Source organism: Streptomyces sp. NPDC046881, from assembly GCF_040645015.1.
Taxonomy (GTDB): Bacteria; Actinomycetota; Actinomycetes; order Streptomycetales; family Streptomycetaceae; genus Streptomyces.
Genome location: NZ_JBEYXJ010000004.1, coordinates 97,613 through 124,163, shown reverse-complemented (window position 1 = coordinate 124,163; position 26,551 = coordinate 97,613). Strand labels below are relative to the sequence as shown.

General features: G+C 73.1%; 29 protein-coding genes and 1 pseudogene. 20 read left to right on the top strand and 10 right to left on the bottom strand.

What is annotated here, in order from left to right; genetic code table 11:
- Positions 1 to 160: 160 nt before the first annotated feature.
- Positions 161 to 757, bottom strand: coding sequence for a TetR/AcrR family transcriptional regulator (locus tag ABZ923_RS04095; RefSeq protein ID WP_361466487.1), 597 nt, complete (start codon positions 755 to 757; stop codon positions 161 to 163).
- Between the two features lie 82 nt (positions 758 to 839).
- Here ABZ923_RS04095 and ABZ923_RS04090 point away from each other — a divergent pair, with 82 nt between their 5' ends.
- Positions 840 to 1,682 carry an NAD(P)H-binding protein gene (locus ABZ923_RS04090; RefSeq protein ID WP_361466485.1) on the top strand — a complete coding sequence of 281 codons (843 nt, stop codon included), beginning with the start codon at positions 840 to 842 and terminating at the stop codon, positions 1,680 to 1,682.
- Between the two features lie 14 nt (positions 1,683 to 1,696).
- On the opposite strand, the gene ABZ923_RS04085 is transcribed toward ABZ923_RS04090, so the two are convergent.
- The 3 genes from ABZ923_RS04085 to ABZ923_RS04075 form a co-directional block, all read right to left on the bottom strand.
- Entirely contained in the window at positions 1,697 to 1,870 is a 174-nt protein-coding gene (locus ABZ923_RS04085; protein WP_361466482.1) for a hypothetical protein, read from the bottom strand.
- Positions 1,870 to 2,646 (bottom strand): SDR family NAD(P)-dependent oxidoreductase, encoded by a 777-nt coding sequence (locus ABZ923_RS04080; RefSeq protein ID WP_358638170.1) that lies wholly within the window; start codon positions 2,644 to 2,646, stop codon positions 1,870 to 1,872. The genes ABZ923_RS04085 and ABZ923_RS04080 overlap by 1 nt, the downstream gene beginning before the upstream one ends.
- A 63-nt stretch (positions 2,647 to 2,709) precedes the next feature.
- Positions 2,710 to 3,048 (bottom strand): YnfA family protein, encoded by a 339-nt coding sequence (locus ABZ923_RS04075; protein ID WP_361466479.1) that lies wholly within the window; start codon positions 3,046 to 3,048, stop codon positions 2,710 to 2,712.
- Between the two features lie 210 nt (positions 3,049 to 3,258).
- Here ABZ923_RS04075 and ABZ923_RS04070 point away from each other — a divergent pair, with 210 nt between their 5' ends.
- On the top strand, positions 3,259 to 3,657 hold the full coding sequence (locus ABZ923_RS04070; RefSeq protein ID WP_361466476.1) for a hypothetical protein: 399 nt from the start codon (positions 3,259 to 3,261) through the stop codon (positions 3,655 to 3,657).
- An 18-nt stretch (positions 3,658 to 3,675) separates the two neighbouring features.
- Here ABZ923_RS04070 and ABZ923_RS04065 read toward each other — a convergent pair whose 3' ends face one another.
- Entirely contained in the window at positions 3,676 to 4,086 is a 411-nt protein-coding gene (locus ABZ923_RS04065) for a helix-turn-helix domain-containing protein (protein WP_361466473.1), read from the bottom strand.
- A 135-nt stretch (positions 4,087 to 4,221) separates the two neighbouring features.
- On the opposite strand from ABZ923_RS04065, the gene ABZ923_RS04060 reads away from it, so the two are divergent.
- The 6 genes from ABZ923_RS04060 to ABZ923_RS04035 all read left to right on the top strand — a co-directional run bounded on the left by ABZ923_RS04060 (position 4,222) and on the right by ABZ923_RS04035 (position 10,171).
- The gene (locus ABZ923_RS04060; RefSeq protein WP_361466470.1) at positions 4,222 to 5,112 is read left to right on the top strand and encodes an NADP-dependent oxidoreductase; all 891 of its coding nucleotides are present in this window, start codon (positions 4,222 to 4,224) and stop codon (positions 5,110 to 5,112) included.
- 111 nt (positions 5,113 to 5,223) lie between these two features.
- On the top strand, positions 5,224 to 6,315 hold the full coding sequence (locus tag ABZ923_RS04055) for an LLM class flavin-dependent oxidoreductase (protein WP_361466468.1): 1,092 nt from the start codon (positions 5,224 to 5,226) through the stop codon (positions 6,313 to 6,315).
- 8 nt (positions 6,316 to 6,323) lie between these two features.
- Positions 6,324 to 6,896 carry an FMN reductase gene (locus tag ABZ923_RS04050; protein WP_361466575.1) on the top strand — a complete coding sequence of 191 codons (573 nt, stop codon included), beginning with the start codon at positions 6,324 to 6,326 and terminating at the stop codon, positions 6,894 to 6,896.
- A gap of 331 nt (positions 6,897 to 7,227) precedes the next feature.
- Complete coding sequence (locus tag ABZ923_RS04045; RefSeq protein ID WP_358638158.1) at positions 7,228 to 7,953, top strand: response regulator transcription factor; 726 nt, start codon at positions 7,228 to 7,230, stop codon at positions 7,951 to 7,953.
- Positions 7,954 to 9,390, top strand: coding sequence for a HAMP domain-containing sensor histidine kinase (locus ABZ923_RS04040; RefSeq protein WP_361466465.1), 1,437 nt, complete (start codon positions 7,954 to 7,956; stop codon positions 9,388 to 9,390). It begins immediately after the preceding gene.
- Positions 9,391 to 9,487: 97 nt separating this feature from the next.
- Positions 9,488 to 10,171 (top strand): hypothetical protein, encoded by a 684-nt coding sequence (locus ABZ923_RS04035; RefSeq protein ID WP_361466463.1) that lies wholly within the window; start codon positions 9,488 to 9,490, stop codon positions 10,169 to 10,171.
- On the opposite strand, the gene ABZ923_RS04030 is transcribed toward ABZ923_RS04035, so the two are convergent.
- Together ABZ923_RS04030 and ABZ923_RS04025 are read right to left on the bottom strand one after the other, a co-directional pair.
- Complete coding sequence (locus tag ABZ923_RS04030) at positions 10,166 to 11,953, bottom strand: phosphatidylglycerol lysyltransferase domain-containing protein (protein ID WP_361466460.1); 1,788 nt, start codon at positions 11,951 to 11,953, stop codon at positions 10,166 to 10,168. The genes ABZ923_RS04035 and ABZ923_RS04030 overlap by 6 nt on opposite strands.
- Before the next feature lie 151 nt (positions 11,954 to 12,104).
- A complete protein-coding gene (locus tag ABZ923_RS04025; RefSeq protein WP_361466457.1) occupies positions 12,105 to 12,377 on the bottom strand; it encodes a hypothetical protein in 273 nt (90 codons plus the stop codon).
- Between the two features lie 89 nt (positions 12,378 to 12,466).
- Here ABZ923_RS04025 and ABZ923_RS04020 point away from each other — a divergent pair, with 89 nt between their 5' ends.
- Together ABZ923_RS04020 and ABZ923_RS04015 are read left to right on the top strand one after the other, a co-directional pair.
- Positions 12,467 to 13,297, top strand: coding sequence for a M55 family metallopeptidase (locus ABZ923_RS04020; protein WP_361466454.1), 831 nt, complete (start codon positions 12,467 to 12,469; stop codon positions 13,295 to 13,297).
- Between the two features lie 46 nt (positions 13,298 to 13,343).
- The gene (locus tag ABZ923_RS04015) at positions 13,344 to 13,874 is read left to right on the top strand and encodes an SMI1/KNR4 family protein (protein WP_361466453.1); all 531 of its coding nucleotides are present in this window, start codon (positions 13,344 to 13,346) and stop codon (positions 13,872 to 13,874) included.
- Positions 13,875 to 14,083: 209 nt separating this feature from the next.
- Here ABZ923_RS04015 and ABZ923_RS04010 read toward each other — a convergent pair whose 3' ends face one another.
- Positions 14,084 to 15,496, bottom strand: coding sequence for an MFS transporter (locus tag ABZ923_RS04010; protein ID WP_361466451.1), 1,413 nt, complete (start codon positions 15,494 to 15,496; stop codon positions 14,084 to 14,086).
- A gap of 382 nt (positions 15,497 to 15,878) precedes the next feature.
- Between ABZ923_RS04010 and ABZ923_RS04005 the strand changes: the two genes are divergently transcribed.
- A complete protein-coding gene (locus ABZ923_RS04005) occupies positions 15,879 to 16,763 on the top strand; it encodes a helix-turn-helix transcriptional regulator (RefSeq protein ID WP_361466448.1) in 885 nt (294 codons plus the stop codon).
- Between the two features lie 112 nt (positions 16,764 to 16,875).
- Here ABZ923_RS04005 and ABZ923_RS04000 read toward each other — a convergent pair whose 3' ends face one another.
- On the bottom strand, positions 16,876 to 17,766 hold the full coding sequence (locus tag ABZ923_RS04000) for a LysR family transcriptional regulator (RefSeq protein ID WP_361466573.1): 891 nt from the start codon (positions 17,764 to 17,766) through the stop codon (positions 16,876 to 16,878).
- A 78-nt stretch (positions 17,767 to 17,844) separates the two neighbouring features.
- On the opposite strand from ABZ923_RS04000, the pseudogene ABZ923_RS03995 reads away from it, so the two are divergent.
- The 4 genes and pseudogenes from ABZ923_RS03995 to ABZ923_RS03980 form a co-directional block, all read left to right on the top strand.
- Positions 17,845 to 18,705: pseudogene (locus ABZ923_RS03995) on the top strand (EamA family transporter); the annotation flags it as partial.
- A 33-nt stretch (positions 18,706 to 18,738) separates the two neighbouring features.
- Positions 18,739 to 19,398, top strand: a complete 660-nt coding sequence (locus ABZ923_RS03990) for an NAD(P)H-binding protein (RefSeq protein WP_361466570.1) — start codon at positions 18,739 to 18,741, stop codon at positions 19,396 to 19,398.
- Positions 19,399 to 19,659: 261 nt separating this feature from the next.
- Positions 19,660 to 20,220, top strand: a complete 561-nt coding sequence (locus tag ABZ923_RS03985; RefSeq protein ID WP_361466445.1) for a flavoprotein — start codon at positions 19,660 to 19,662, stop codon at positions 20,218 to 20,220.
- Between the two features lie 29 nt (positions 20,221 to 20,249).
- Entirely contained in the window at positions 20,250 to 20,450 is a 201-nt protein-coding gene (locus tag ABZ923_RS03980; protein WP_361466442.1) for an SCO3870 family protein, read from the top strand.
- A 171-nt stretch (positions 20,451 to 20,621) separates the two neighbouring features.
- Here the strand turns inward: ABZ923_RS03980 and ABZ923_RS03975 are convergent, their stop codons facing one another.
- A complete protein-coding gene (locus tag ABZ923_RS03975; protein ID WP_003974483.1) occupies positions 20,622 to 21,059 on the bottom strand; it encodes a hypothetical protein in 438 nt (145 codons plus the stop codon).
- Positions 21,060 to 21,594: 535 nt separating this feature from the next.
- Here ABZ923_RS03975 and hemL point away from each other — a divergent pair.
- The 5 genes from hemL to ABZ923_RS03950 all read left to right on the top strand — a co-directional run bounded on the left by hemL (position 21,595) and on the right by ABZ923_RS03950 (position 26,548).
- Positions 21,595 to 22,914 (top strand): glutamate-1-semialdehyde 2,1-aminomutase, encoded by a 1,320-nt coding sequence (hemL, locus tag ABZ923_RS03970; RefSeq protein WP_361466440.1) that lies wholly within the window; start codon positions 21,595 to 21,597, stop codon positions 22,912 to 22,914.
- Positions 22,911 to 23,615 (top strand): histidine phosphatase family protein, encoded by a 705-nt coding sequence (locus tag ABZ923_RS03965; protein ID WP_361466437.1) that lies wholly within the window; start codon positions 22,911 to 22,913, stop codon positions 23,613 to 23,615. The genes hemL and ABZ923_RS03965 overlap by 4 nt, the downstream gene beginning before the upstream one ends.
- A 156-nt stretch (positions 23,616 to 23,771) precedes the next feature.
- Positions 23,772 to 25,067, top strand: coding sequence for a hypothetical protein (locus ABZ923_RS03960; RefSeq protein WP_361466434.1), 1,296 nt, complete (start codon positions 23,772 to 23,774; stop codon positions 25,065 to 25,067).
- 109 nt (positions 25,068 to 25,176) lie between these two features.
- Complete coding sequence (locus ABZ923_RS03955) at positions 25,177 to 25,767, top strand: TlpA disulfide reductase family protein (protein ID WP_361466432.1); 591 nt, start codon at positions 25,177 to 25,179, stop codon at positions 25,765 to 25,767.
- A gap of 1 nt (position 25,768) precedes the next feature.
- Entirely contained in the window at positions 25,769 to 26,548 is a 780-nt protein-coding gene (locus ABZ923_RS03950) for a cytochrome c biogenesis protein CcdA (RefSeq protein WP_361466429.1), read from the top strand.
- The last annotated feature ends 3 nt before the right edge of the window (positions 26,549 to 26,551 follow it).

The following is a 26,551-nucleotide window of genomic DNA, read 5'->3' as shown; positions in this document are numbered from 1 at the left end:
AGGCTCGCATGCAGCCACAGGGAAGCCTCCACTTCCATGCTGGTCAGGCCCTCGGCCGGGCGGCATCCCGGGCGAGGGCCGTCGAGTTGATCGTGTGGCGCGAGCCTAGGGCGGATGTTCGTGTGGTGATCGGCTGATCGAGGAGGTTCGCCCTTGTGGGTTACTCGCCCCCCGGTTCCAGCGAGTCCAGCCACCGCAGCAGGCGTTCGCCCTCCCTGGTCATGATGTCCGGGTCGCGCAGGGCGTTGGTCAGGAGGGACATGCCCTGGTAGGCGGAGACCAGGGTGAGGGCGTGGTCGTCCGGGTCGGGCAGGCCCCACTGGCGGAACTGGGCGGCCGTCCAGTCCAGCAGGCGGCGGATGACCGCGCCGGTCGCCGCGTCCAGGGTGCCGTCGGTGCGTTTGCCGAGTTCGGCGGCCAGGGTGCCGGTGGGGCAGCCGTGGCGGGCGGCGGTCTCGCGTTGGGCGATCCAGGCCTCGACGAGGGCCTTGAGGCGGTCGCGGGGCGTCGGCAACTCGTCCAGGACTTCGGTGAGTTCGTCCAGGTGGGCCTGGTGTTCCGCCAGTGCCGCCTGGACGAGTTCGTCCTTGGTCTTGAAGTAGTAGTAGACGTTCCCCACCGGGACGTCGGCCTCGCGGGCGATGTCGGCGAGGGTGGTGCGCTCGACGCCCTGCTGGTGCAGGACGCGGGCCGCCGCCGCCGTGAGCCGTCGGCGCTTCTGTGACGCCCGTGCCCGCCGATCCACTGAGTTTGTCACCTGACTGACTATAGACAGGCGGGGGTGGTCGTGTGCTAGCTTCCTATTTAGTTAGTTGACTGACTGAGAATGAGGGGGAGCGATGATCGTTGTCACCGGGGCCACCGGGAACATCGGGCGGACGTTGGTGGGGCTGCTGGCCGAGGCCGGTGAGGAGGTCGTGGCCGTGTCGCGGGGGCACGGGGCGGCAGCCGGGGCCGGGGTGCGGTGGGTGCGGGGCGGGGTCGGGGACGCCGGGAGCCTGCGGCCCGCCCTCGACGGGGCCCGGGCGGTGTTCCTCGTGCTGGGCGGCGAGGTGAACTTCCGGGGGGAGAGTCCCGACAAGCTGGTCGCGACGGTCGCGGATGCCGGGGTCGAGCGGATCGTGCTGGTGTCGTCGCAGGTCAGTGCCACCCGGCCGGAGGCGCCCTCGCACGCCCGGCTGCGGGAGTTCGAGGCCGCCGTACGGGCGTCGGGGCGGGAGTTCACCGTGCTGCGGCCGGCGGGGTTCGCGTCCAACGCGCTCGCCTGGAGCGAGTCGGTGCGTACCCGGCGCACGGTGTACGCGCCCTTCGGCGACGTCGCGCTGCCCGTGGTCGACCCGGCGGACATCGCCGCCGTGGCCGCCGCCGCGCTGCTGGAGGACGGTCACGCGGGCCGGGTGTACGAGCTGACCGGCCCGGAGCCGATCAGTCCGCGTGGGCAGGCGGAGGCCATCTCGGCGGCCCTGGGCGAGGAGGTGGCGTTCGTGGAGCTGTCCCGGGAGGAGGCGCACTCCGGGATGGCGCGGTTCATGCCGGAGCAGGTGGTCGCCGGCACGCTGGACGTCCTCGGTGCGCCGCTGCCGGCCGAGCGGCGGCCCGGCCCCGATGTGGCGGCCGTGCTGCACCGCCCGGCCGCCCCCTTCGCGGCGTGGGTCGCACGAAACCTGCCGGCGTTCGCCTAGTTCCGCCCGGCGGGCTACTTCGCGTGTCGTACGGCGTAGATCATGATGAACGCGACGAAGTGGATGCCGAAGAGGAAGTAGGCCAGGAAGTACCAGACCTGGCGTTCGTTCTTCGTCTCCTGGGCCAGGCGCCGCTTCTCGAGGGTGTCCTCCGCCGGGGAGTCGTCCGTCGGGGAGTGGTCGTCCATCACCGCTCCCGGTGGACCTTGGTGTTGGACGCCTGGGCGCGCGGGCGCAGGACCAGGAGGTCGACGTTGACGTGGCTGGGGCGGGTCACCGCCCAGGTGATGGTCTCGGCCACGTCGTCCGCGGTGAGGGGCTCGGCGACGCCCTCGTACACCTTGGCGGCCTTCTCGGTGTCACCGCCGAAGCGGGTGAGGGCGAACTCGTCGGTCTTGACCATGCCGGGGGCGATCTCGATGACGCGGACCGGCTGGCCGACGATCTCCAGGCGGAGGGTCTCGGCGAGGACGTGGGCGCCGTGCTTGGCGGCCACGTAGCCGCCGCCGCCCTCGTAGGTGCCGTGGCCGGCGGTGGAGGAGACGACCACGATCACGCCGTCGCCGCTCGCGACCAGCTTCGGCAGCAGGGCCTGGGTGAGGTTGAGGGTGCCGATGACGTTGGTCTCGTACATCGTGCGCCAGTCGGCGGGGTCGCCGGTGGCCACCGGGTCCGCGCCGAGGGCGCCGCCCGCGTTGTTGACGAGGACGCCGATGGTCTTGAAGGCGGTGGCGAACTCGTCCACGGCTGCGCGGTCGGTCACGTCCAGCTGGTAGGCGACGGCGGAGTGGCCGGCCTTGGTGATGTCCTCGGCGAGGGCCTCGATGCGGTCCTTGCGGCGGGCGGTGAGGACGACGCGGTAGCCGGCCGCGGCGAGCTGCCGGGCCGTGGCGGCGCCGATGCCGCTGCTCGCGCCGGTGACGACGGCGATGCGGGAGGCGGCGGACGGGGCGGCGGTGGCCATGGCTGCTCCTGGGGCTGCGTCGGGGTGGTGCGCTCGGATGGTCCCGTCCAGCGTAAGTGAGCCTCAGCCGCCGCTTCGTGGCGCCCACATGATGACGGCCATGCCCGCGAGGCAGATCAGTGCTCCGGTGATGTCCCAGCGGTCGGGGCGGTAGCCGTCGGCGATCACGCCCCACAGCAGGGAGCCGGCCACGAAGATCCCGCCGTAGGCGGCGAGGATGCGGCCGAAGTGGGCGTCGGGCTGGAAGGTGGCGACGAAGCCGTACGCGCCGAGGGAGAGGACGCCGCCGGCCGCCCACAGCCAGCCGCGGTGTTCGCGTACGCCCTGCCAGACCAGCCAGGCGCCGCCGATCTCGAACAGGGCGGCGACGACGAAGAGGACGGCGGAGCGGAGGATCGGCATGGGCGCAGCTTCGCACGCGGGGGTGGTGTCACCTTGTTGGAGGGGGCCTGGCGGGCGGCTCGCGTGGCATACATCCGTACGGCGGTCGTGGTTGCGGCGGCCAGGTGTACGGCGGTGCCGGCGCGAGCGAAAAGTGGTGAGGGCGTGCGGATGCGGGCGTGGGTGTTGTCCGGAGTGTGTGCCGGTGCCGTCCTGGTGCCGGGGACCGCGGTGGCCGCTCCGGTTCCGGAGGCCGATCTGGCCTTCCACGGGACCGCGGTGATGAACGGGGACCAGGTGGAGGTGCGGCTGACTCCGCGGAACAACGGGCCGGCCGCCGTCGCGGACGCCACGTTCCGGCTGCGCTGGTCGGTGGAGCTGGCCGACGAGCAGGAGCTGCCGGCCCGGTGTGCCCGGGAGGACGAGCGGACGGTGGTGTGCGGGACGGGGGCGCTGGCGGTGGACGCGGCGGGGGAGCAGGTGCGGGTGCCGGTGCGGCTGCGGGAGCGGACGTCGGAGGTGACGCTGGAGATCGACACCGTGTGGAGCGCGGGTGCGGTGGACCAGGACCGGTCGAACGACCGGATGGCGGTGCTGGTGCTGGACACCGGGGACGAGTACGCCTTCTGAGCCGGTGCCCGCCCCGGGTCAGGCGGGGTTGTCGGCGTCGGCGTCGTAGCGTTCGCGGGCCGTGCGGACCTCGTCGAAGTGGGTCTCCGCCCAGTCCTTCACGGCGGTGAGCAGTCCGGCGAGGCTGGCGCCGAGGGGGGTGAGGGCGTAGTCGACGCGGACGGGGACGGAGGGGGTGACGGTGCGGTCGACGATGCCGTCGCGTTCGAGGGCGCGCAGGGTCTGGGTGAGCATCTTGGGGCTGACGCCGGCGATCTTGCGGCTGAGGTCGCTGTAGCGCAGGGGGCCGGGGGCCAGGGCGGCGACGACGAGGCTGACCCACTTGTCGCTCAGCCGTCCGAGGAGCTGGTTGGTGGGGCAGCTGCGCAGGAAGGCGTCGTAGTCGGCGCGGGCCTGTTCGCGGCGCTGGGCGGCGGTCATGGTGGCCATGGGCTCTTCCCTTCGGGGCAGCTACGCACTCTCAGGTAACTACTTACCAATGGATAGTACCTCTCCTACGGTTGGTGTCGCGGTCGGAAACAGGCCGCGGAATCTTCAAGTGCCGTGAATTCAGGGAGAGTTGTCATGCGTGCTGCTGTGGTGAGGACGTTCGGCGGGCCGGAAGCGGTGGAGATCGCCGAGGTGCCGGTGCCGGAGCCGGGGGCGCGTCAGGTGCGGATCAAGGTGGCCGCGGGGGCGCTGAACCCCGTGGACGCGGGGGTGCGCGCCGGTTTCTTCGGCGGGGCCGGCAAGACGCTCGGGCTCGGCTGGGACGTGGCCGGGACGGTGGACGCGGTCGGTGTGGCCGCGGCCTGGCGGGTCGGTGACCCGGTGGTGGCGCTGGCGGCGGGGGTGGCCGACCCGCTGGGGGCGCACGCGGAGTACGTGGTGGTGGCCACGGACGCGGTGGCGAAGGCGCCGGCCGCGGCGGACGCCGTACACGCGGGCACGCTGCCGCTGAACGGGCTGACCGCGCTCCAGGCGCTGGAGCTGCTGGATCTCGCGCCGGGCGGATCGCTGCTGGTGACCGGGGCGGCGGGGGCGGTCGGCGGGTTCGCGGTGCAGCTGGCGGCGCACCGGGGGATCGAGGTGACCGGGCAGGCCCGGGCGGGTGACGAGGAGCTGGTGCGCTCGCTGGGCGCCGCGCACTTCACGTCCGAGGGGGTGCCGGCGGGGAGTGTGGACGCGGTGCTGGACGCGGCGGTGCTCGGCGAGGCGGCCCTGGAGTGGGTGCGGGACGGGGGCGCGTACGCGGGAGTGCGCCCCGGGGCGTCTCCGGAGTCGGTGCGCGGGGTGCGGACGGGGGCCGTGGAGGTGGCCGCGGACGGGGGCCGGCTGGCGGAGCTGGTCCGGCTGGTGGACGAGGGGGTGCTGACCCTGCGGGTGGCCGAGACCTACCCCCTTGCGGAGGCGGCGAAGGCGCACGCCCGGCTGGGCGGGGGCGGGGTGCGGGGGCGGCTGGTGCTGGTGCCGTAGCGGCCGGAAAGGCGCCGGTGGGAGGGGTGGGGAGGGGGGTGGAATACCCGGGGTGGGGTGACCGTTGGAGGGGTATAGTTGAACGGTCAACAACCTGGAGGGTGAGCGACCATGCAGTTCGGGATCTTCACGGTCGGCGACGTCACGCCGGACCCCACCACGGGGCGGACCCCGACCGAGCGCGAGCGGATCAAGGCCATGGTCGCCATCGCGCTGAAGGCCGAGGAGGTCGGGCTCGACGTCTTCGCGACCGGTGAGCACCACAACCCGCCGTTCGTGCCGTCGTCCCCGACCACCATGCTCGGCTACATAGCCGCGCGGACGGAGAACCTGATCCTCTCCACGTCCACCACCCTGATCACCACCAACGACCCGGTGAAGATCGCGGAGGACTACGCGATGCTCCAGCACCTGGCCGACGGGCGCGTCGACCTGATGATGGGCCGCGGCAACACCGGGCCGGTCTACCCGTGGTTCGGCAAGGACATCCGGGAGGGCATCAACCTCGCCATCGAGAACTACGCCGTGCTGCGCCGCCTGTGGACCGAGGACGTCGTGGACTGGGAGGGCAAGTTCCGCACCCCGCTGCAGGGCTTCACCTCCACCCCCCGACCGCTGGACGACGTGGCGCCGTTCGTCTGGCACGGCTCCATCCGCTCGCCGGAGATCGCCGAGCAGGCCGCGTTCTACGGCGACGGCTTCTTCCACAACAACATCTTCTGGCCTGCCGACCACACCAAGCGGATGGTGGAGTTCTACCGGCGGCGGTACGCCCACTACGGGCACGGCACGCCCGAGCAGGCGATCGTCGGCCTGGGCGGCCAGGTGTTCATGCGGAAGAACTCGCAGGACGCGGTGAAGGAGTTCCGGCCGTACTTCGACAACGCGCCGGTGTACGGCCACGGGCCCTCGCTGGAGGACTTCACCGAGCAGACCCCGCTGACCGTGGGGTCCCCGCAGCAGGTGATCGAGAAGACCCTCGCCTTCCGCGAGTACGCCGGCGACTACCAGCGCCAGCTGTTCCTCATGGACCACGCGGGGCTGCCGCTGAAGACCGTGCTGGAACAGCTCGACCTGCTCGGCGAGGAGGTCGTGCCCGTGCTGCGCGAGGAGTTCGCGAAGGGGCGCCCGGCGGACGTGCCGGAGGCGCCGACCCACCAGTCGCTGCTCGCCGCGAAGGAGAAGGAGGCGGCCACCGTATGAACGACCGCATGAAGCTCGTCGTCGTGTCGGCGGGACTGAGCGTCCCGTCCTCCACCCGGCTGCTCGCCGACCGGCTGGCCGCCGCCGTCGGCCGGCGGACGCCGGTGGACATCGAGGTGATCGAGCTGCGCGAGCTCGCCGTCGAGATCGCGCACAACTTCACCAACGGGTTCGCGGGCAAGGGCCTCGCCGCCGCGCAGGACGCGGTGGCGGGGGCCGACGGACTGATCGTCGTCACACCGGTGTTCAGCGCGTCCTACAGCGGCCTGTTCAAGTCGTTCTTCGACGTGCTGGACAAGGACGCGCTGGTCGGGAAGCCGGTGCTGATCGGTGCGACCGGGGGTACGGGGCGGCACTCGCTGGTGCTGGAACACGCGCTGCGGCCGTTGTTCGCCTACCTGCGGGCCGTGGTCGTGCCGACCGGGGTGTACGCGGCGTCCGAGGACTGGGGCGCGGACGGGCTGGCCGCCCGGATCGACCGGGCGGCGGTCGAGCTGGCCGCGCTCATGCCGCTGGCTCCGCGGGAGGAGGAGGACACGGTGGTGCCCTTCGCCGAACAGCTGGCGGCACTGCAGCGCTGATCCCGTTCGCCCGCCCACCCGACTCGCTCGGCCGAGAGGCTGCCGGTTCGGGTGGGCGGGCGTTCGGTCGGGCGGGAACGCGCCGGGGCGGGTGGGGTCTCGATCACCCGGGCCGATTCGTTCGGCCGGGCCGGCACCGCCGTGCCGGCCTGCGCCCCCGGAGCGCCCCACCCGGCACCGACGACAGACCCCCGCCTCCCGAGCGCTGCCGGAGACCGGCGGCCCGCGGCGGGCCCGGGTTGCCTCTGTGACGGTGAGAGGGGGGTAAAAAGGGTGATCGTAGGGCCATCGGGCCCGGCCCGACCGGAAGGGGGCTTGGCACACTGGGGGCGTGCCCCAGACTGTGCTGCTCGCTGAAGACGACCGTGCCATCCGTCATGCCCTGGAGCGTGCCCTGACGCTGGAGGGTTACCAGGTGACGGCGGTCGCCGACGGCGTGGAAGCGCTGGCGCAGGCGCACAAGAACCCGCCGGACGTCCTCGTGCTGGACGTGATGATGCCGGGCATCGACGGCCTCCAGGTCTGCCGGGTGCTGCGCGCCGAGGGCGACCGCACGCCCATCCTCATGCTCACCGCCCTCGTGGAGACCGCCGACCGCATCGCGGGCCTGGACGCGGGCGCCGACGACTACGTGGTCAAGCCGTTCGACGTCGAGGAGGTCTTCGCGCGGCTGCGGGCCCTGCTGCGCCGCACCAGCCCCGTGCCCGCCGGCGGTGCCGCCCCCGAGGGCCCGGTCCGCGAGGCCCAGGTCTCCGACCGGCAGGTGGAGGCCGCCGGCATCCGCATGGACCTCCAGGCCCGCCGGGCCTGGCGCGGCCGGCGCGAGCTGGAACTGACCCGCACCGAGTTCGAGCTGCTGGAACTGCTGGCGCGCAACGCGGGCATCGTCCTCGACCACTCCACGATCTACGACCGGATCTGGGGCTACGACTTCGGGCCCGGCTCCAAGAACCTCGCCGTCTACGTCGGCTACCTCCGCCGCAAGCTCGACGAACCGGGCGCCCCGCAGCTGATCCACACCGTGCGGGGCGTGGGTTACGTGCTGCGGGAGGACTAGGTGGGCCGCCGCTGGCGGCTGCCGGCCGGGCCCCGGCCGAAGCTCGTCTCCCTGCGCACCACCTTCGCCGTCTCCTTCGCGGCCGTCACCGCCGCCGTCACCATCCTGGTCGGCATCCTGTCGTACAACTCCGCCGCCCGGCTCGTCCGCGTCGACCAGCAGTCGGTGTTCACGCAGGTCGTGCAGGACGTGCGGGACGAGGTGCGCCAGCACCCGATGGGCCCCGACGACTTCTCCTCCTCCCGCCCCGGGCACGATGTGGTCCGCCCCGCCCGCACGGACGTGCAGGTGCTGGGCGCGCAGGGGCAGATCGTGGACCACGGCAGCCCGGTGCTGCCGGTCACCTCCCGGGACCGGGCCATGGCCGTCGCGCGGCCGGCCGGCAGGGTGGTGGAGCACAAGGACGTACGGGTGGACGCGGACCTGTTCCGCATCGCCACCGTCTCGCTCGGCCACGGGCGCGGCGCCGTCCAGGTCGCGCAGGAGTTCAGCGACACCGAGGACCTGCTGCGGGCGCTCCAGCAGCGCACGCTGATCCTGATGGCGGCGGTCGTGGTGGCGGCCGGGCTGTTCGGCTGGTGGCTGGCCCGGCGGATCACCCGGCGCCTGGTCGTCCTCACCTCCGCCGCCGAGGACGTCGCCCGCACCCGGCAGCTGGGTATCCAGGTCCCGGTGGCCGGCCTGGACGAGGTGGGGCGGCTGGGCCGGGCCTTCGACCGGATGCTGGGCCGGCTCGCGCAGTCGGAGGAGGACCAGCGCAGGCTGGTGCAGGACGCCGGCCACGAGCTGCGGACGCCGCTCACCTCGCTGCGCACGAACATCTCGCTGCTGCGGCGGATCGACGAACTCCCGCCCGCCACCCGCGAGGAACTCGTCGCCGACCTCTCCCAGGAGGCCCGGGAACTGACCGACCTCGTCAACGAGCTGGTCGACCTGGCCGCCGGACAGTCCGACGGCGAGCCGCCCCAGCGGGTGGACCTCGCCGACCTCGCCGAGGACGTCGTCGGGCTGGCCCGGCGCCGTACCGGCCGGGACGTCGTACTGCACGCGAGCGGTGACACGACGACCGACGGGCGGCCCGGGATGCTCCAGCGGGCCATCTCCAACCTGGTGGAGAACGCGGCCAAGTTCGACCGGGACGGCAAGGCGCCGATCGAGGTCAGCGTCACCGGGCCGGCCCGGCCGGGCACGGTACGGGTGGAGGTGCTGGACCGGGGGCCCGGGATCGCCGAGGGCGACCTCGTGCGCATCTTCGACCGGTTCTACCGCGCCGCCGACGCCCGCTCCCTGCCGGGCTCCGGCCTCGGCCTGTCCATCGTCCGCGAGGTCGCCATGGCCCACGGCGGAGCACCCTTCGCCTTCCGCCGCGAGGGCGGCGGCGCGGTCATCGGGTTCACGGTGGGCGGCGGCTACGTCCCCGGCGGCACCGGCGCCTGACCGGGCACGGACGGGGCCGGCGTTGAGTACGGGTACCTACCCGGTGGCCGTAGGTGTGCCCATCCGGCCGGCGCGCCCGCCGCCCTACCGTCGCCGTATGCCCGAGGAGACCCCGCCCGTCACCCCGCCCGCCGCGTCCGGGGCCCGTTTCCCGGGCCTCGGCTGCCTCGGCTGTGCCGGACTCGCGTTCGTCGCCGTCGTCGCCCTGTTCATCCAGCTCACCTGGGACTCGCCCAGGGACCTCCCCCGGGCCGCGCCCGAGGAGATGGCGCGCCGCGCCGTCCGGCACTCCCAGGAGGCGTACGACGTCCTGGGGTTCACGCGGACCGTGCGGCCGGGGGGCGGGCGCATCGGCGTCGACGCGAGGAACACGCTGGACGCCGGGTACTGCTACGACGGAGGCCTGCTGGGGCTGGCGGACGAGACCATCGACGGCGCCTACCGGATGGACCACGACTGGGCGCTGGACGATGTGCCCGCCGGCCAGGCCGTCCCCGGTCTGCGCCGGCTGCGCCAGCGGCTGCGGGAGGACGGCTGGGAGGTGTCGTCGTACCGCGAGGGCGGGAAGGACGGGTCGGAGTGGTCGCTGTTCGTGCAGCGGGACGGCGGGAACGAGCGGATGTCCTTCACCTGGTACCCGGACCGGCGGTACTTCACCGGCGGCGCCACCGCACCCTGCGCCTACGACCCGGGGTGGACGGACGGCGGCGGCGAGACCTTCTTCCCCGACGACGCCGCCCGCTCCGTGACGCCGCCGGTGCTCGGGCCCGGCAGGCTATGAGCGGCCCGGCAGGGTGAGGAAGCCCTCCGCGCGGGCGCTCGCCAGGCCGATCCTCGGGATGTCGCTGCTCTTGGCGAACAGCAGGAAACGCGGTTCCCACACCGGCCGGTACTTGGCGTTGGCGCGGTACAGGGACTCGATCTGCCACCAGCGGGAGAAGAAGGTGAGGACCGAGCGCCACAGGCGCAGCACCGGGCCGGCCCCGAGGCGGGCGCCGCGTTCGAAGACCGAGCGGAACATCGCGAAGTTCAGCGAGACCCGGTCGATCCCCAACTCCTTCGCCTGGAGGAGGAGTTCGACGACCATGTACTCCATCAGGCCGTTCTCGCAGGCGCGGTCGCGGCGCATCAGGTCCAGGGAGAGGCCGCGCTCACCCCAGGGGACGAAGCTGAGCAGGGCGCGGGGCGCGCCGTCGGCGTCCCGGCACTCCAGCATCACGCAGCGGCCGTCGGAGGGGTCGCCGAGCCGGCCGAGGGCCATGGAGAAGCCGCGTTCGGTGGCGCCGTCGCGCCAGTGGTCGGCGCGGTCCACGAGGAGCGCCATCTCCTCGGCGGGGATGTCCTCGTGGCGGCGGACACGGACCGTGTAGCCGGCCCGGCGGACCCGGTTGTGGGCCTGGCGGACCACGCGCATGGCCCGGCCGTCCAGGGTGAAGTCGGCGAGGTCCACGATCGCCTCGTCGCCGAGTTCGAGCGCGTCCAGGCCGTGCCGGGCGTAGACCGTGCCCGCTTCCTCGCTCGCGCCCATCACGGCCGGGGTCCAGGCGTGGCGGCGGGCCTCGGCGAGCCAGGCGTCGATGGCGCCGGGCCAGGCCTCGGGGTCGCCGAGCGGGTCGCCGGAGGCGAGGCTGACCCCGCCGACCACGCGGTAGGCGACGGCCGCCTTGCCGCTGGGGGAGAAGATGACGGACTTGTCGCGGCGCAGCGCGAAGTAGCCGAGGGAGTCGCGCTCGCCGTGCCGGTCCAGCAGGTCGCGCAGCCTGTGCTCGTCCTCCTCGGCCAGCAGGCGGGCGCCGCGCGGGGCGCGGAAGCAGGCGTAGAGGACCAGCAGGAAGGTGACCGCCATCAGGACGTTGACGGTCACGTCGGCCCAGCGGGGTGCGTGGACGGCGGGGACGCGGTCGGCGAGCGGGCCGACGCTGATGCCGCGCAGCAGGGTGTAGGCGATCTCGTCCTTCAGGGTGGCCCCGGCGACCGTGTTCGTCGCGTGCACCAGCAGGGTGCCGAGGCCGCCGCTGACGAGGGTGCCGCCTGCGCCGACGGCGAGCGCCAGGCGCGGGTTGGAGCGGTCGCCGATGGCGTCGAACTCGCGGCGGCCGAGCAGCAGGGCGGCGACGAACAGGCCGGTCAGGGCCGTGGAGACCCAGTTGAAGGCGTGCTCGCGGTAGGGGGCGCGGGTCAGGGCGACGGCGTAGAGGCCGAGCAGGGGACCGGCGAGGAGGAGGTTGAAGAGCCAGGCGGCGCGCTTGCGGCGGCGCATCACCACCGCGAGGAACAGGGCGAGGGCCGCCGAGACCAGGCCGGCGGTGGCCAGGTAGGGGGTGAAGTACTCGCCCGCGTTGTGCTCGTGCACCTCCTCGCGGAACGGGAGGGACAGCACCGCCGCGATGTTCAGTACGGCGAGCAGCCGCAGGTACCAGACAGTGGCGGTGGCGGCGCGGACGCGCAGCCGCCGGCCGCCGGGGCGGGTGCGCAGCGGGGGCGGGAGGAAGCGGATGCGGCGGCGGGCGGAGCGGGGAGCGGGAACCGGGGGAGGCATCAGGGTCGTCTGTTGAGCGGGCATGCTGACGGGTCACCCTTGGGGACGGGGACAGGGCACCGCAGACCCTACAGCTTGTAGGGTAAAGCGAAGGGCGAGGTTCCGTACAGCCGGCGCACAGCTTCTCATCCGCCGGCCGCGCCCGGTCACCGGCTCCGGCCCCGGTCGCCCGTGCTCAGCCGCCGGGCCCGCGTCGGGCCGCCGTCAGGTGCCAGGCCAGGTTGCCCACCGCCGCCCCGGCGGCCACCGCGGCCGCGATCACCCCGCCGGTGGCCAGGCCGTCGCTGAACAGGTGCGGGCGCCGGTCCAGGCTGTGCAGCCCGAAACCGCACAGCTGGTACACGCCGACGGCGGCGATGGCGAGGCTGACGACCAGCAGGGCCAGCGTCGGCGCGAGACTGCGCGCGCACACCTGCGTATCGGGCGCCGCTTCCGTGGTGTCCTGCATGGGTCCCCCGTTGAACAGACGTGTGAACAGCCCGGTGGCCGATGGCGGTTGGGAACCTACAATACGTAGGGTCGGTTAGGGTCGACGCCGTGCGGATCTACATCAGCGTGGACATGGAGGGCGTCACCGGGCTCGTGGACGCCGACGACGTCCAGCCGGGCGGCCGGGACTACGAGCGGGGCCGCACGATGATGGCCGAGGACGTCAACGCCGCCGTACGCGGCGCGCTGGCGGCCGGCGCGACCGACATCCTGGTCAACGACGCCCACGGCCCGATGCGCAACCTGCTCCCGGAGGCCCTGCACCCGGCGGTCCGCCTGGTACGCGGCAAGCCCAAGCAGCTGGGCATGCTGGAGGGCCTGACCGGGGAGTACGACGCCGCGCTCTGCGTCGGCTACCACGCCCGGGCCGGTGCCCTGGGCGTGCTCAGCCACAGCTTCATGGGCCACGAGATCGAGGACATGTGGCTGGACGGCCGCCCGGTCGGCGAGATCGGCCTCGCCCACGCCACGGCGGCCTCCCTCGGCGTGCCGGTCGTGGCCCTCACGGGTGACGACGCGGCGTGCGCGGAGATGACGGAGTGGGACGCGTCGGTCGAGACCGTCCCGGTGAAGTACGCCCACGGCCGGTTCGCGGCCGAGCTGCGGCCGGTGGCGGAGGCCCGGCAGGCCATCACCGAGGCGGTGACCCGGGCGCTGACCCCGGCCCCGGCCCGCCCCGCGCCGCCCGCCGCCGAGGCGACCCTCACCGTCCGCTGGCAGTCCGCCTCGGTCGCCGTCACCCTGCTCGGCATCCCCGGTGTGACCGCCGAGGACGCCCGGACGGTCCGGGCGACCGGTCCGCTGCCCGCGCTGTACCGGCAGTTCGGGGTGTGGATGCGGGTGGCGGCCTCCCTCACCAACCAGCCGCCGTACTGCTGACGCCCGCCGGCCGGGCGTTGTCGGTGCCCGCGGCTACGCTGCGCGCATGATCCACACCGCCGACGGCCGCGGTTTCCCGGCCGCGCTCACCGCCGCCTTCGCGCACCCCTTCGACTACGCCGACGGCGACGGCGTCGACTTCGAACCCTTCGACGCCTTCCTGTCCGCCGAGGAGACCACCGACTGGTTCCGGGCGTGGACGGGCAACGCGGAGGCGAGCGGGGACGTCTTCCGGGTCTTCGGCTGCGACGGCACGGGCGGGTACGCGGCGTTCTGGCTGGTGCGCCCCGGGCGGGAACTCGCCGGGCAGCCGGTCGTGTTCCTCGGCTCGGAGGGCGAGACCGGTGTCGTCGCCCGCGACCTGGCCGACTTCCTGTGGGTGCTGGCCGACGGCCTCGGCCCGATGGAGGCGGCCGATCCGCACGGCGTACGGGCCACCCCCCGCCCGGACCCCGCCCGGACCGCGGTGGCCGAGCGGTTCGCGCCCGGCCGGAGACGGCCGGCCGCGGCGCTGGTGGCACTGGCCCGCGAGGAGTTCCCCGGTCTGGAGGACTGGGTGACGCGGCTGTGCCGCTGAACCGGCGGGGTCACTCGCCCGCGGGGCGGGTGCGGCGGGCCGCGCGGGCGCGGTCGCCGCAGCGGGTCGAGCACCCGTGGCGGCGGCCGTGGCGGAGCAGGCAGCGGTTGCCGAGACCCGGGAGGACGGGATGCGGGCGTTCGAGGAGGCGGGGCCGGCGGACCGCCTGCACCGGGACCGACCGCCGCCCCCGCTCGCCGGCCGCCCGGTCAGCGGGCCCTTCCCCGCAGGAACAGCGCGCTGGTCAGCGTGCCGAGGAGCACGAGCGCCGCGTTCAGCGCGATCGCCGTCCGCAGACCGCCGAGGACGGCCAGGGCCCCCGTACCGGTCATCGCGGCGGTGGCCACCGCGCTCATCACCGGCGTGCCCATGGTGATGCCGATCTGCTGGGTCATCGTCGCGAGCCCGGTGGCCAGCCCCTGCTCGTGGTCGGCGAGACCCGAGGTCGCGGTCACCATGAAACCGACGATGACCAGCATGTTGCCCACCCCGCCCGCGAAGGTCGCGGCCAGGAACAGCCAGAGCGAGGAGCGCTCGGCACCGAGCCCGAGCAGCGCCGCCGTGAACAGGGCCTGGACGAGCCCGCCGGCCAGCAGCGCCCGGGTGGCGCCGAACCGGCCGATCCACCGCGGGGCGAGGGCACCGCCGACCACCGTCCCCGCGCCCAGCACACCGAAGGACAGCCCGGCGGCCAGCGGCGAGAAACCGAGCACCTCCTGCAGGTACAGGGTCAGCAGGAACACCAGGGACGTCTCGGTGAGGAACGCGACCAGCCCCGCCAGGTTGCCCCACGCCACCGACCGCCTGCCCAGCACGTGCGGCGGCACCAGCGGCGCGGCCACCCGGCGCTCCACCGCCCCGAACACCACCAGCAGCACCAGCCCGGCCGCCAGCGGCAGCAGCGTGACCGGCGCGCCCCGGCCCCGCTCACCGGCCTGCGTCAGCCCGAGGATCACCGCCAGCAGCCCGAGCGTCACGGTGACCGCCCCCGGCACGTCCAGCCTCGGGCGCTCCGCGGGCCGGGACTCGGCGATGACCGCGGGCGCGACCAGGAGCACGGCGAGCGCCACCGGTACGTTCACGAAGAACGCCCAGCGCCAGGACAGCAGGTCGGTCAGCAGCCCGCCGAGGACCGCGCCCGTGGTGAAACCGGCCGACATCAGCGCCCCGTTGAGACCGAGCGCCTTCTCCCGCAGCGGGCCCTCCGGGAAGGACGTCGTCAGCAGCGACAGACCGGCCGGCGTGACCGCGGCGGTGGCCAGCCCCTGGAACACCCGGGCCGCGAGCAGCACCTCCGGGCTCTGCGCCAGCCCGCCCGCCAGCGAGGCCGCACCCAGGACGACGAGACCGCCCAGGAACAGCCGGCGGCGGCCGAAGAGGTCGGCGACCCGCCCGAACAGCAGCGTGAACCCGGCCGCGCACAGGGCGAACGCCGTACCGATCCACTGCAGCCGGGCGAGCGGGAAACCGAGACCCGCACCGATCACCGGCAGGGCCACGTTCAGGATGGAGAAGTCCACGGCCAGCATGAACTGGGCCGCGAGCAGCAGCACCAGCACCAGGCGGAGCCGGGGGGTCAGGACGGCGGATGCGCCGTCCGGTCGGACGGTGGCGACGGACATGACGAGAGGGTCCCCTCTGTTCGGCGGAGTGGCCGGCGTACGGCGGAGTCACCGACGTACGGCGAAATGGCCGGTGTACGGCCAGGTCACCGACGTACGGCGAAGCGGCCGGTGCACGGCCAGGTCACCGACGGTCGGCGAAGCGGCCGGCGTAGGGCCGAGCGGCCGGTGTGCGGCCAAGTCGCCGGTCTGCGGCGAAGTCGACGGCTTCGAACCTCCTCCGTTCCGGCCGTCCCAGCCAGCACCCCCCTGCGACCGGCCGCCGCGAGGGTGGTCATCGCACGACCACCCTCGGGTATCCCGTTCGCGCCGCCCGCCGGGCAGGATGGACGACGACCGCCGCACACCCGGAGGGCGTACGCCCCTTTCCCCGGAGGCAGACATGGACGCGTCGTCCGAGCTGGGAGACTTCCTGAAGTCCCGCCGTGCCGCGGTACGGCCGCAGGACGTCGGCCTCGCGACCGCGCCGGCCCGCCGCCGGGTCGCCGGACTGCGGCGCGAGGAGCTGGCCCTGCTCGCGGGCGTCAGCATCACCCACTACACCCGCCTCGAACAGGGCCGCGCGGCCGGCGTCTCCGACTCCGTGCTGGACGCCATCGCCCGCACCCTCCGGCTCACCGAGGACGAGACCGCCCACCTCAGGGACCTGGCCCGGCCCGCCGCCCGGCGCCGCCCGCCCGCGCCCCGGGCGGCCCACGCGACGCCCTCGGCCCGCCAGTTGCTCGCCGCCATGACGGACGTACCGGCGCTCATCCTGGACCGGCGGAGCGACGTCCTGGCCTGGAACCGGCTCGGCCACGCCCTGCTCGCCCCGCACCTGCCGTGGGAGGGCCCGGACACCCCCGCCGCCCGCCCCAACCTGGTCCGCATGCTGTTCCTGGACGAGCGCTACCGGGCCCGGTACACCGACTGGCAGGAGGAGGCCCACCTCGCGGTCGCCTCCCTGCGCCTGGTCGCCGGCCGGCATCCCGAGGACCGCGCGCTGGCCGAGCTGATCGGCCACCTGTCCATCCAGAGCGACGAGTTCACCGCCCTGTGGGCCCGGCACCCGGTCCGCACCTGCACCTCCGGGACCAAGTCCCTGCACCACCCGGCCGTCGGCACCCTGGAGCTGAGCTTCGAGAACCTGTGCCTGCCCGGCACCGGGGACCAGCGCCTGATCGCCTACACGGCCGAGCCCGGCACCCCGTCCGACGCGGCCCTGCGCCTCCTGACCGCCACCACGGCCCCCGCCGAGCCGGAACGGCCCACTCTGGACGCGCGCTGACCGCCCGCGTCGAGCCCGAACGGCCCGCTCTGGACGCGCACTGACCGCCCGCGCCGAGCCGGGACTGCCCACGCCGGACGCGCACTGACCGCCCCCGCCGCCGCCCGGCGCTCTACGCCCCCGGCCGTACCCCGAGGACGTCGAGCATCGCGCGGGTGGCCGGGCTCGGGTTGAAGCGGCTCCAGGCCAGGTGCTCGGCCCGGCGGGGTCCGTCGACCACCGGGACCAGGGCCAGCCCCGGGTCGTCGGCGGCCAGCGGGCGGATGAACGCCGAGGGGAGCAGCGCGATGCCGAGCCCGCGCGCGATCAGCCGGGTGATCAGCTCGACGACCCCGGCCTCGTAGGCGACATCACGGACCAGGCCGGCCGCGGCGAACGCCTGATCCGACTGGGCCCGGGCCGGCGTACCGGTCACGAAGTCGACGAACGTCTCCCCGGCGATGTCCTCCAGCGTGACCCGGTCCGCCCCGGCCAGCCGGTGCCCGGCCGCCGCCACCAGCACGTGCTCGTCACGGTCGAGCACCACGCTCTCCACCCCGGAGGGCCGCTCACCCTCCGGCAGCCCCAGGAAGGCGATGTCCACGTCCCCGTCCCGGATGGCCGCCGCCAGTTCGTCGCTGCGCCCGGAGCGGAGCATCACGCGGACCTCCGGGTGCCGGGCCCGGTACCGCTGCAACAGCTCCGGTACGTCCACGGCGGCCGTGGTCACGATCACGCCGACGGAGAGCCGCCCCCGTACCACCCCGGTCGCGGCGGCCGCGTCGGCGACGGCGAGGTCGGCGGCGGCCAGGGCCTCGCGCGCCCGGGCCACGAACGCCTCGCCCGCGCTCGTGAGTTCGACCCGCCGACTGGACCGCGCGAACAGCCGCACCCCCAACTCGCGCTCCAGACCGGCGATCCGGTGGCTGAGCGAGGACTGCACCACGAAACACCGCTCGGCGGCACGGGTGAAGTTACGGGTCTCGGCGACGGCGACGACGTACCGCATCTGCTGGAGGTCCACGCATCCATCGTTCTCGTACATGGCTGCGATGACAAGCATGTCTTGGACGCATGGGCGGCCGGTGCCGAGACTCGTCACATGCCTGCCTACGCCGACAGAGCGGCAACCGTCCTGCTGACCGCCCTCGCCCCCGCGGCCTGGGGCACGACCTACGTCGTCACCACCGGACTCCTCCCGCCCGGCCACCCTCTGTTCGCCGGCCTGATGCGCGCCCTGCCCGCCGGGCTGCTCGGCCTGGCCCTCACCCGGGTCCTGCCGCACGGTGCCTGGTGGTGGAAGGCGGGCGTCCTCGGCGCGCTCAACATCGGCGCCCTGTTCCCGCTGCTGTTCCTGGCGGCCGAACGACTGCCCGGCGGGGTCGCCGCCACCCTCGGTGCCGCGCAGCCGCTGCTGGTCGCCGCCCTGGCGATCCCGGTGCTCCAGGACCGGCCCACCGTCCGGCGCTGGACCTGGGGCGTGCTCGGCGTGGCCGGCGTCGGCCTGGTCGTCCTGGGCCCGCAGGCCCGCCTGGACGCCGTCGGCGTACTCGCCGGTCTCGGCGGCACGGCCGCGATGGCCGCCGGGGTCGTCCTCACCAAGCGCTGGGGCCGTCCCCCGGGCGCGAACCCCCTCACCCTGGCCGCCTGGCAACTCACGGCCGGCGGCCTGCTCCTGCTCCCGCTGACGCTGACGGTCGAGGGGCTGCCGCCGCGGATCGACGCCGGCGCGGCCGCCGGCTACCTGTGGCTCGGCAGCATGGGCGGCCTGATCGCGTACACGCTCTGGTTCCGGGGCATAGCCCGTCTCCCGGTCGGCGCCTCCGCCCCGCTCGTCCTCCTCTCGCCGCTGGTCGCCACGGTCATCGGCACGCTCCGGGGCGAGTCCCTGAGTCCGCTCCAGGCGGCCGGCTTCGCCCTGGCCCTCACGGCGATGCTCGCCGCGCAACTGAACCCACCGAACAAGAAGTCCGTGACGACAAGGGGATCGACACCGATGAGCCCACACCTGACGATCGCCGTCCTCGGCGCCACCGGCATGGTCGGCGGCCGGGTGACCGCCGAGGCCGCCGCCCGCGGACACCGGGTCCTGGCCCTGTCCCGCAAGCCGACGAGCGAACATCCGAACGTGACGCCCGTCCCGGTCGACGCGAACGATCCGGACGCCGTCCACGAGGCGCTGGCGGGTTCGGGCGCGGACGCCGCCGTACTGACCGTACGGACCCATCCCGTCGACGAGGAGTTCCTGCTCGGCACCACCCGGACGGTCCTGGACGCGGCCGCACGGCTCGGCATCCGCGTCCTGGTGATCGGCGGCGCCGGCGCCCTGCGCAGCCCCGGCGCCCCCGACGTCCTCGTGGCCGACAACCCCGAGTACGTCCCGGCACAGTGGCAGCCGGTCGCGGCGGCGGGAGTGGCCCAGCTCCGCACCTGCCAGACCCACCCCCACACCGACTGGGTCTACCTCAGCCCCCCGGCCCTCCTGGAGCCCGGCCCCCGCACCGCCCGCTACCGCCGCGGTACGACCACCCTCCTGACCGCCCCCGACGGCCGCTCCTGGATCAGCGCGGAGGACCTGGCCGTGGCGGCCGTGGACGAACTGGAGACCCCCGGCCGGGACCACCACATCACGGTCGCCCACGCCACCGGAGCCTGAACCGCGGGAGCGGCCGGCGCCGGCGCGGGGCGGGCGTGAGACCCCGGTCGGGACCACCGGACCGCGGTCGCCCACGCCACCGGAGCCTGAGCCGCAGGAGCCGCCGCCATCAGCCCGGGGCGGGCCGGAGCGGGCGCGGTGTCCGAGGGCACCCGCGCCGCCCGCGGAGGTGAGCACGCCCCCGGCGGCTCCCCCTCCCCGGCCCCGTCGGCGTACCCTGCCGGAACCTCGCCGCATCAGCCACCGACCGGGAGTGCCCGCGTGACCGAGCCGACGACCGCCCCGGACAAGAAGCCCTTCCTGTACGTCGTCGTCTGCGCCGGCGGCATCGCCCACGGCGTCGGCAAGCTGATCACCGCGGCCCAGGAGGCGAACTGGGACGTCGGTGTCGTCGCCACCCCGCAGGGCCTCGGCTTCATCGACGCCCAGGCGGTCGAGGCGCAGACCGGCTATCCGATCCGCTCCGCCTGGCGCAGGCCGGGGGACCCGCGCCCGCTGCCGCCCCCGGACGCCATCGCGGTCGCCCCGGCCACCTTCAACACCCTCAACAAGTGGGCCGCCGGGATCTCCGACACCCTCGCCCTGGGCATCCTGTGCGAGGCGTACGGCATGGGCATCCCCACGGTGGCCCTGCCGTGCCTGAACGCCGCCCAGGCCGCCCACCCCGCCTACCGGCAGAGCCTGGACCGCCTGCGGTCGATGGGCGTCGCGATCGGCTCCGGGGCGGACGGGGGCGCGGACCGCTTCCGCTGGGAGGAGGCCCTGGAGCTCCTGGAGCGCACGCCCCGTACTGCGAAAGGGGAGCGGCGTACGCTGGGTTGACCATCTGCCAGACGAGAGAGGAAGTGCCCATGACCAAGGCACCTTTCGTGGCCATGTCCGCTGCAACCGCCGCACTGGGGACGGCGCTCGGCTCGCTCGCGCTGCAACTGCGCTCGGCGGGCTACGAGCAGTACGTGGAGTCCGTGACCACCTTCAGCGTCCTCATGTACATCACCTCGGCCCTGGTCCTGGTGACGTGGGCCCGGGACGGCCGACCGCACGCGAACTGAGCACGGCCGCACAAGCAGACCCCACCCGGTAAAGCTGAAGGGTCCGCCAAAGGCGTCTACTTCCAGCCGCTCAGCGACACCTGAGGACCATCGGCCTGGGCCGCATCGTTGCCGGATGCACGGGCGGACATCTCGGCGTCTCGCCCGTGACGCAGGGCAGGGAGCCCCGGCTCAGGGCCACACAAGGCAATAAGGCTGATGCCCCGCCTCATGCAGCCGATGGCTGAAGTCCTGCCACTCGTGCAGCAGCTGGTACACGTTGAACGCGTCCCGCGGCCCGCCCCGGTCCGGGACCGTCGACCAGATGAAGGCCGCCGCGCCGACCGCTTCCTCGCCGATGCCGCGGAGGGGGTCGACGACCGTCATGGGGAGCTTGACGACGGCGTAGTCGGGGTGCAGGACGACGAGTTCCAGGGGCGGGACCTTGTGCAGGGGGACGCCCTCGATGCCCGTGAGGACCATCGCGGCCATCGTCTCCGGCTTGATCTTGGTGAACATGCCGTTCATGCCCAGCTCGTCGCCGCCGAGTTCCTCGGGGCGCATCGAGATGGGGACGCGGGCCGCGGTCGCGCCGTCCGGCGCGCCGAAGTATTTGTACGTCACCCCCACTCGACCACCATTCCTGCTCCCCGCCCGGAGGCGGTCGGCCCGGTGGTCGAGCCGGCCGTCGATCTGCCGGTCGTACCGCTCGGGCTCACTCGGTACACCCTGTGTATGACGTGCCTCGGTCTGACGTGCCTCGGTCGTTTCCTCCGCGTCGCGTCGGTGCCTTCCCCGCCGGGCACGTCGAGGACCCAGGTCATCAGTCCCCTCGCCCAGTCCGCCACCGCGATGCATATCTCCACCCGACTGCTTTTCTAGGACGCGTGGCCCCCGCCGCGCAACCCGATCATCGTGTCAGTGACCTCCCCCACGGCCGCCCGCCGAAACGTACGGTGGAACAACAGTCCGCGCGGGAAATTCCCGGCCTCTGATCCTTACGTGCGTATGAGCTGTGTGTATCAGGTCTCAGTCTCGCAGATGAGGGAGGGCGCCGCTCTGATCCCGAGGCCGACCGCGGTTCGTCCGGCCCGCGGCCTACCCTGAGGAGGTCACCCCGCAACCGGAGTCCGAGAAGCCGGAGAAGCCGCACGTCATGAGTGCCATGAGCGAAACGCCCTATCCCTACGACGCGCCCGTCTCACAGGCGCTCTTCGACCGCGCCTCCGTCGTCACCCCGGGCGGAGTGAACTCCCCGGTGCGCGCCTTCCGCGCCGTCGGCGGCACCCCCCGGTTCATGGTGTCGGGCAAGGGGGCCTACCTCACCGACGCCGACGGCCGCGAGTACGTCGACCTGGTCTGCTCCTGGGGGCCCATGATCCTCGGGCACTCCCACCCCGAGGTCATCGCCGCCGTCCAGGAGGCCGTCGCCCGCGGTACGTCCTTCGGTACGCCCGGCGAGGGCGAGGTCGCGCTCGCCGAGGAGATCGTCGCCCGGGTCGAGCCGGTCGAGCAGGTGCGGCTCGTCAGCAGCGGCACCGAGGCGACCATGTCCGCGATCCGTCTCGCCCGCGGCTTCACCCGGCGGTCCAAGGTGATCAAGTTCGCCGGCTGCTACCACGGGCACGTGGACTCGCTGCTCGCCGCGGCCGGCAGCGGTGTCGCCACCTTCGCGCTGCCGGACACCCCCGGTGTCACCGGCGCCCAGGCCGGGGACACGATCGTGCTGCCGTACAACGACCTGGAGGCCGTGCAGGAGGCCTTCCACCGGCACCCCGGCGAGATCGCCTGTGTGATCACCGAGGCGTCGCCGGGGAACATGGGCGTCGTGCCGCCGGACCCCGGGTTCAACCAGGGCCTGAAGGACGCCTGCCGGAAGAACGGCGCCCTGTTCATCTCCGACGAGGTGATGACCGGGTTCCGCACCAGCCGCGCCGGGTGGTACGGCGTGGAGGGCGTGAAGCCGGACCTCATGACCTTCGGGAAGGTCATGGGCGGCGGGTTCCCGGCCGCGGCCTTCGGCGGCCGGGCCGACGTCATGGCGCACCTCGCGCCCGCCGGGCCCGTGTACCAGGCCGGCACCCTCTCCGGCAATCCCGTCGCCACCGCCGCCGGTCTCGCCCAGCTGCGGCTGCTCGACGACGCGGCCTACGCCAAGGTCGACGCCGTCTCCGAGCAGATCCGCACGCTCGTCGGCGAGGCGCTGTCGAAGGAGGGTGTCGCGCACCGGGTGCAGACCGCGTCCAACATGTTCTCCGTGTTCTTCACGGACCGGCAGGTGCGCACCTACGAGGACGCCAAGCGGCAGGAGTCGTACCGCTTCACCGCGTTCTTCCACTCGCTGCTGGCGAACGGCGTGTACCTGCCGCCGTCGTCCTTCGAGTCCTGGTTCGTGTCCACGGCCCATGACGAGCGGGCCGTGCAGAAGATCGCCGACGCCCTTCCGGCGGCGGCCCGGGCGGCTGCGGAGGCCACGGCAGAATGAGCACCTCCCCCGAGAACAAGGACATCACCGTCGTCCACCTCATGCGGCACGGCGAGGTCGACAACCCGGACGGCGTCCTGTACGGGCGGCTGCCCGGCTACCACCTGTCCGAGCTGGGCCGGAAGATGGCCGAGCGGGTCGCCGAGCACCTGGCCCCACGGGACGTCACCTACGTCTGCTCCTCCCCGCTGGAGCGGGCGCAGGAGACGGCCACCCCGATCGCCAAGGCGCACGGGCTGGACCTGGACACCGACGCGCGGCTGATCGAGGCCGAGAACGTGTTCCAGGGCAAGACGTTCGGCGTGGGCGACGGTGCGCTGCGCAAGCCGGACAACTGGAAACACCTCGTCAACCCGTTCCGGCCGTCCTGGGGCGAGCCGTACGTGGACCAGGTGGTGCGGATGATGGGCGCGCTGAACGCGGCCAAGGACCACGCGCGCGGGCACGAGGCGGTGCTGGTCAGCCATCAGCTGCCGATCTGGATCGTGCGGTCGTACGTCGAGCGGCGGCGGCTGTGGCACGACCCGCGCCGGCGGCAGTGCACCCTCGCCTCCCTGACGACTTTCACATACCTGGGTGACAAGATCGTGTCCGTGGGTTACAGCGAGCCCGCCATCGACCTGGTCCCGGCCCACCTGCGGGCCGGCGCCAAGCCGCAGAAGGGCCAGGGCACCGCGCAGGGGAAGGCCTTCGGCGCCTGACCGGCCGAACTCCGGTGCACTGACAGTCCGTTTGGCGTGACTTAGGGTGCTTTTGCCGGAAGCGTTGCGAAAAACATAAGAATGATCGGAACCTCCCCGATCGTCGTGCCCTCTGACTGGGTGAACACCAGCAGGCGCGACGAATCGGGGTTTTCCATGCGCACCTTCTCCCGGACCCTCTCCCGGCGGGGAGCACTCGGCCTCGGCGCGGGCGCGGCCGCCGCCTCGCTCGCCGGCTGCGGAAGCCTCACGTCCTCGGACGGCGGCGGGCACCCGAACGGTTCCGGCCAGGGCCGGCCCGGGCACGGGGGCGGGAAGGGCGACGGTGCGCGTCCGGCGCGGCCCATCGGCGACGGCTCCACCTCCTTCACCGGCAAGCAGCCGCACCAGCCGGGCAAGCCCGAGCCGCTGGAGCCGGGGCAGACCCCGCCCCAGTTCGTGATCTTCTCCTGGGACGGCGCCGGCGAGGTCGGCAACGGCCTGTTCCCGCGCTTCCTGGACCTGGCCAAGGAGCACGGCGCGTCCATGACCTTCTTCCTCTCGGGGCTGTACCTGCTGCCCGAGTCGAAGAAGCGGCTGTACGAGCCCCCGAACAACCCGCGCGGCGCCTCCGACATCGGCTACCTCAGCGACCCGCACATCAAGGCCACGCTGACGAACCTGCGCCGGGCCTGGCTGGAGGGCCACGAGATCGGCACCCACTTCAACGGGCACTTCTGCGGCGGCACCGGCACGGTCGGCAACTGGACCCCGCAGCAGTGGGCGAGCGAGATCCGGCAGGCCAAGGCGTTCGTGAAGGAGTGGCGGACCAACACCGGCTGGACGGACCTGCCCTCGCTGCCGTTCGACTACGACAAGGAGCTGGTCGGCGGCCGTACGCCCTGTCTGCTCGGCCAGAACAACCTGCTGCCCACCGCGCGCGAGCTGGGCTGGCGCTACGACGCCTCCTCGCCGGGCGGCCGTCAGACGTGGCCGGAGAAGAAGCTGGGGATCTGGGACCTGCCGTTGCAGCAGATACCTTTCCCCGGACGTTCCTTCGAGGTCCTGTCCATGGACTACAACATGCTCGCCAACCAGTCCGTGAACTCCACCAAGGCGCCCGCCTACAACTACCCGGGCTGGCGCAAGCAGTCCGCGCAGGCGTACATCCAGGGATTCCAGCGGGCATACGAGACGAACCGGGCACCGTTCTTCATCGGCAACCACTTCGAGCAGTGGAACGGCGGCATCTACATGGACTCCGTCGAGGAGGCCTTCAAGCACATCGCGCGCGAGAAGGAGAAGGGCGCCGACGTGCGGCTGGTCTCCTTCCGGCAGTTCGTGGACTGGATGGACGTGCAGAAGCCCGAGGTGCTCGCCAAGCTGCGCACGCTGGGCGTCGGGCAGCGGCCGGCCGGCGGCTGGAAGGAGTTCCTGCGGGACACCAAGTCCGCCTCCTCCAATGCGGCGTGATCCCGGCCGGGTGTCCGGAATGTCCCGTGTAAATACGCCCTGAAATGCGGTTTTCCGCCCGGCAGGGGGGCGTGCGAGATCCGCGGAACAGGCATGCGAAACTTTTCACATGAGTACCCGCAGCCGCGCCGTCCTGCTCACCGCTGTGGCCGCCGTCGCGGCCCTGACCCTGTCCGCGTGCGGAAAGGGCGGCATCTCCGGAGGCGGTGGCGACACCAACTTCGTCACCGGCAAGAACGGCATCGACACCGTGTCCGCCGGCCGGCGCGCCGCGGCCCCGGAGCTGTCCGGCAAGACCATCGACGGCAAGACCCTCGACGTCGCCGACTACAAGGGCAAGGTCGTCGTCCTGAACGTCTGGGGCTCGTGGTGCGGACCGTGCCGCCAGGAGGCCGAGTACTTCGCCAAGGTCTCCAAGGAGTACCAGGACAAGGGCGTCCAGTTCGTCGGCATCAACACCCGGGACACCAGCACCACCCCGGCCGTGAACTTCGAGAAGGAGCACGGGGTCGGGTACCCGAGCCTGTACGACCCGACGGGCAAGCTCATGCTCCGCTTCGAGAAGGGCACCCTCAACCCGCAGCTCATCCCCTCGACCCTCGTCATCGACCGGCACGGGAAGGTCGCCGCACGCGCCCTGGAGGCGCTCGACGACACCACCCTGCTGAAGATGATCAAGCCGGTCCTCGCGGAGAAGTGACGTGAGTGCACTGCTGACGCTGGCCGCGGAGTCGGGGCCGGGGCGGAACGAGACCGTGCTGCACGGTGCCCTGCTGGTCTCCCTGCCCATCGCGCTGCTCGCCGGGCTGGTCTCGTTCTTCTCGCCCTGCGTGCTGCCGCTGGTCCCCGGCTACCTCTCCTATGTGACGGGCGTCGCGGGCACCGACCTCGCCGAGGCGAAACGGGGGCGGATGATCACCGGCGCCTCCCTGTTCGTGCTCGGCTTCAGCACCGTGTTCGTCTCCACCGGCGCGCTCTTCGGCTACTTCGGCTCGAACCTGCTGGAGTACCAGGGCACCCTGTCCAGGGTGCTCGGCCTGCTCATGATCGTCATGGGCGTCTTCTTCATGGGGCTGCTGCCCTGGTTCACCATGCGCGAGTTCCGCTTCCACAAGCGGCCGACGGGCGGCCTGCTGGGGGCGCCCGTCCTCGGCGCCCTCTTCGGGGTCGGCTGGACGCCCTGCATGGGCCCGACGCTCTCCTCGGTGAACTTCCTCTCCTTCCAGGAGTCGAGCGCCGCGCGCGGTTCGCTGCTGATGGTCGTCTACTGCCTCGGCCTCGGCGTCCCCTTCGTCATCACCGCGATCGCCTTCCGCAAGGCGCTCGGTGCCTTCGCCTGGATCAAGCGCCACTATGTGTGGGTGATGCGCATCGGCGGCTCGATGATGATCGTGACCGGTGTGCTGCTGCTGACGGGCGCCTGGAGCGGTCTGATCCAGCAGATGCAGACCTGGTCCGACGGCTTCACTGTGGGGATCTGATCG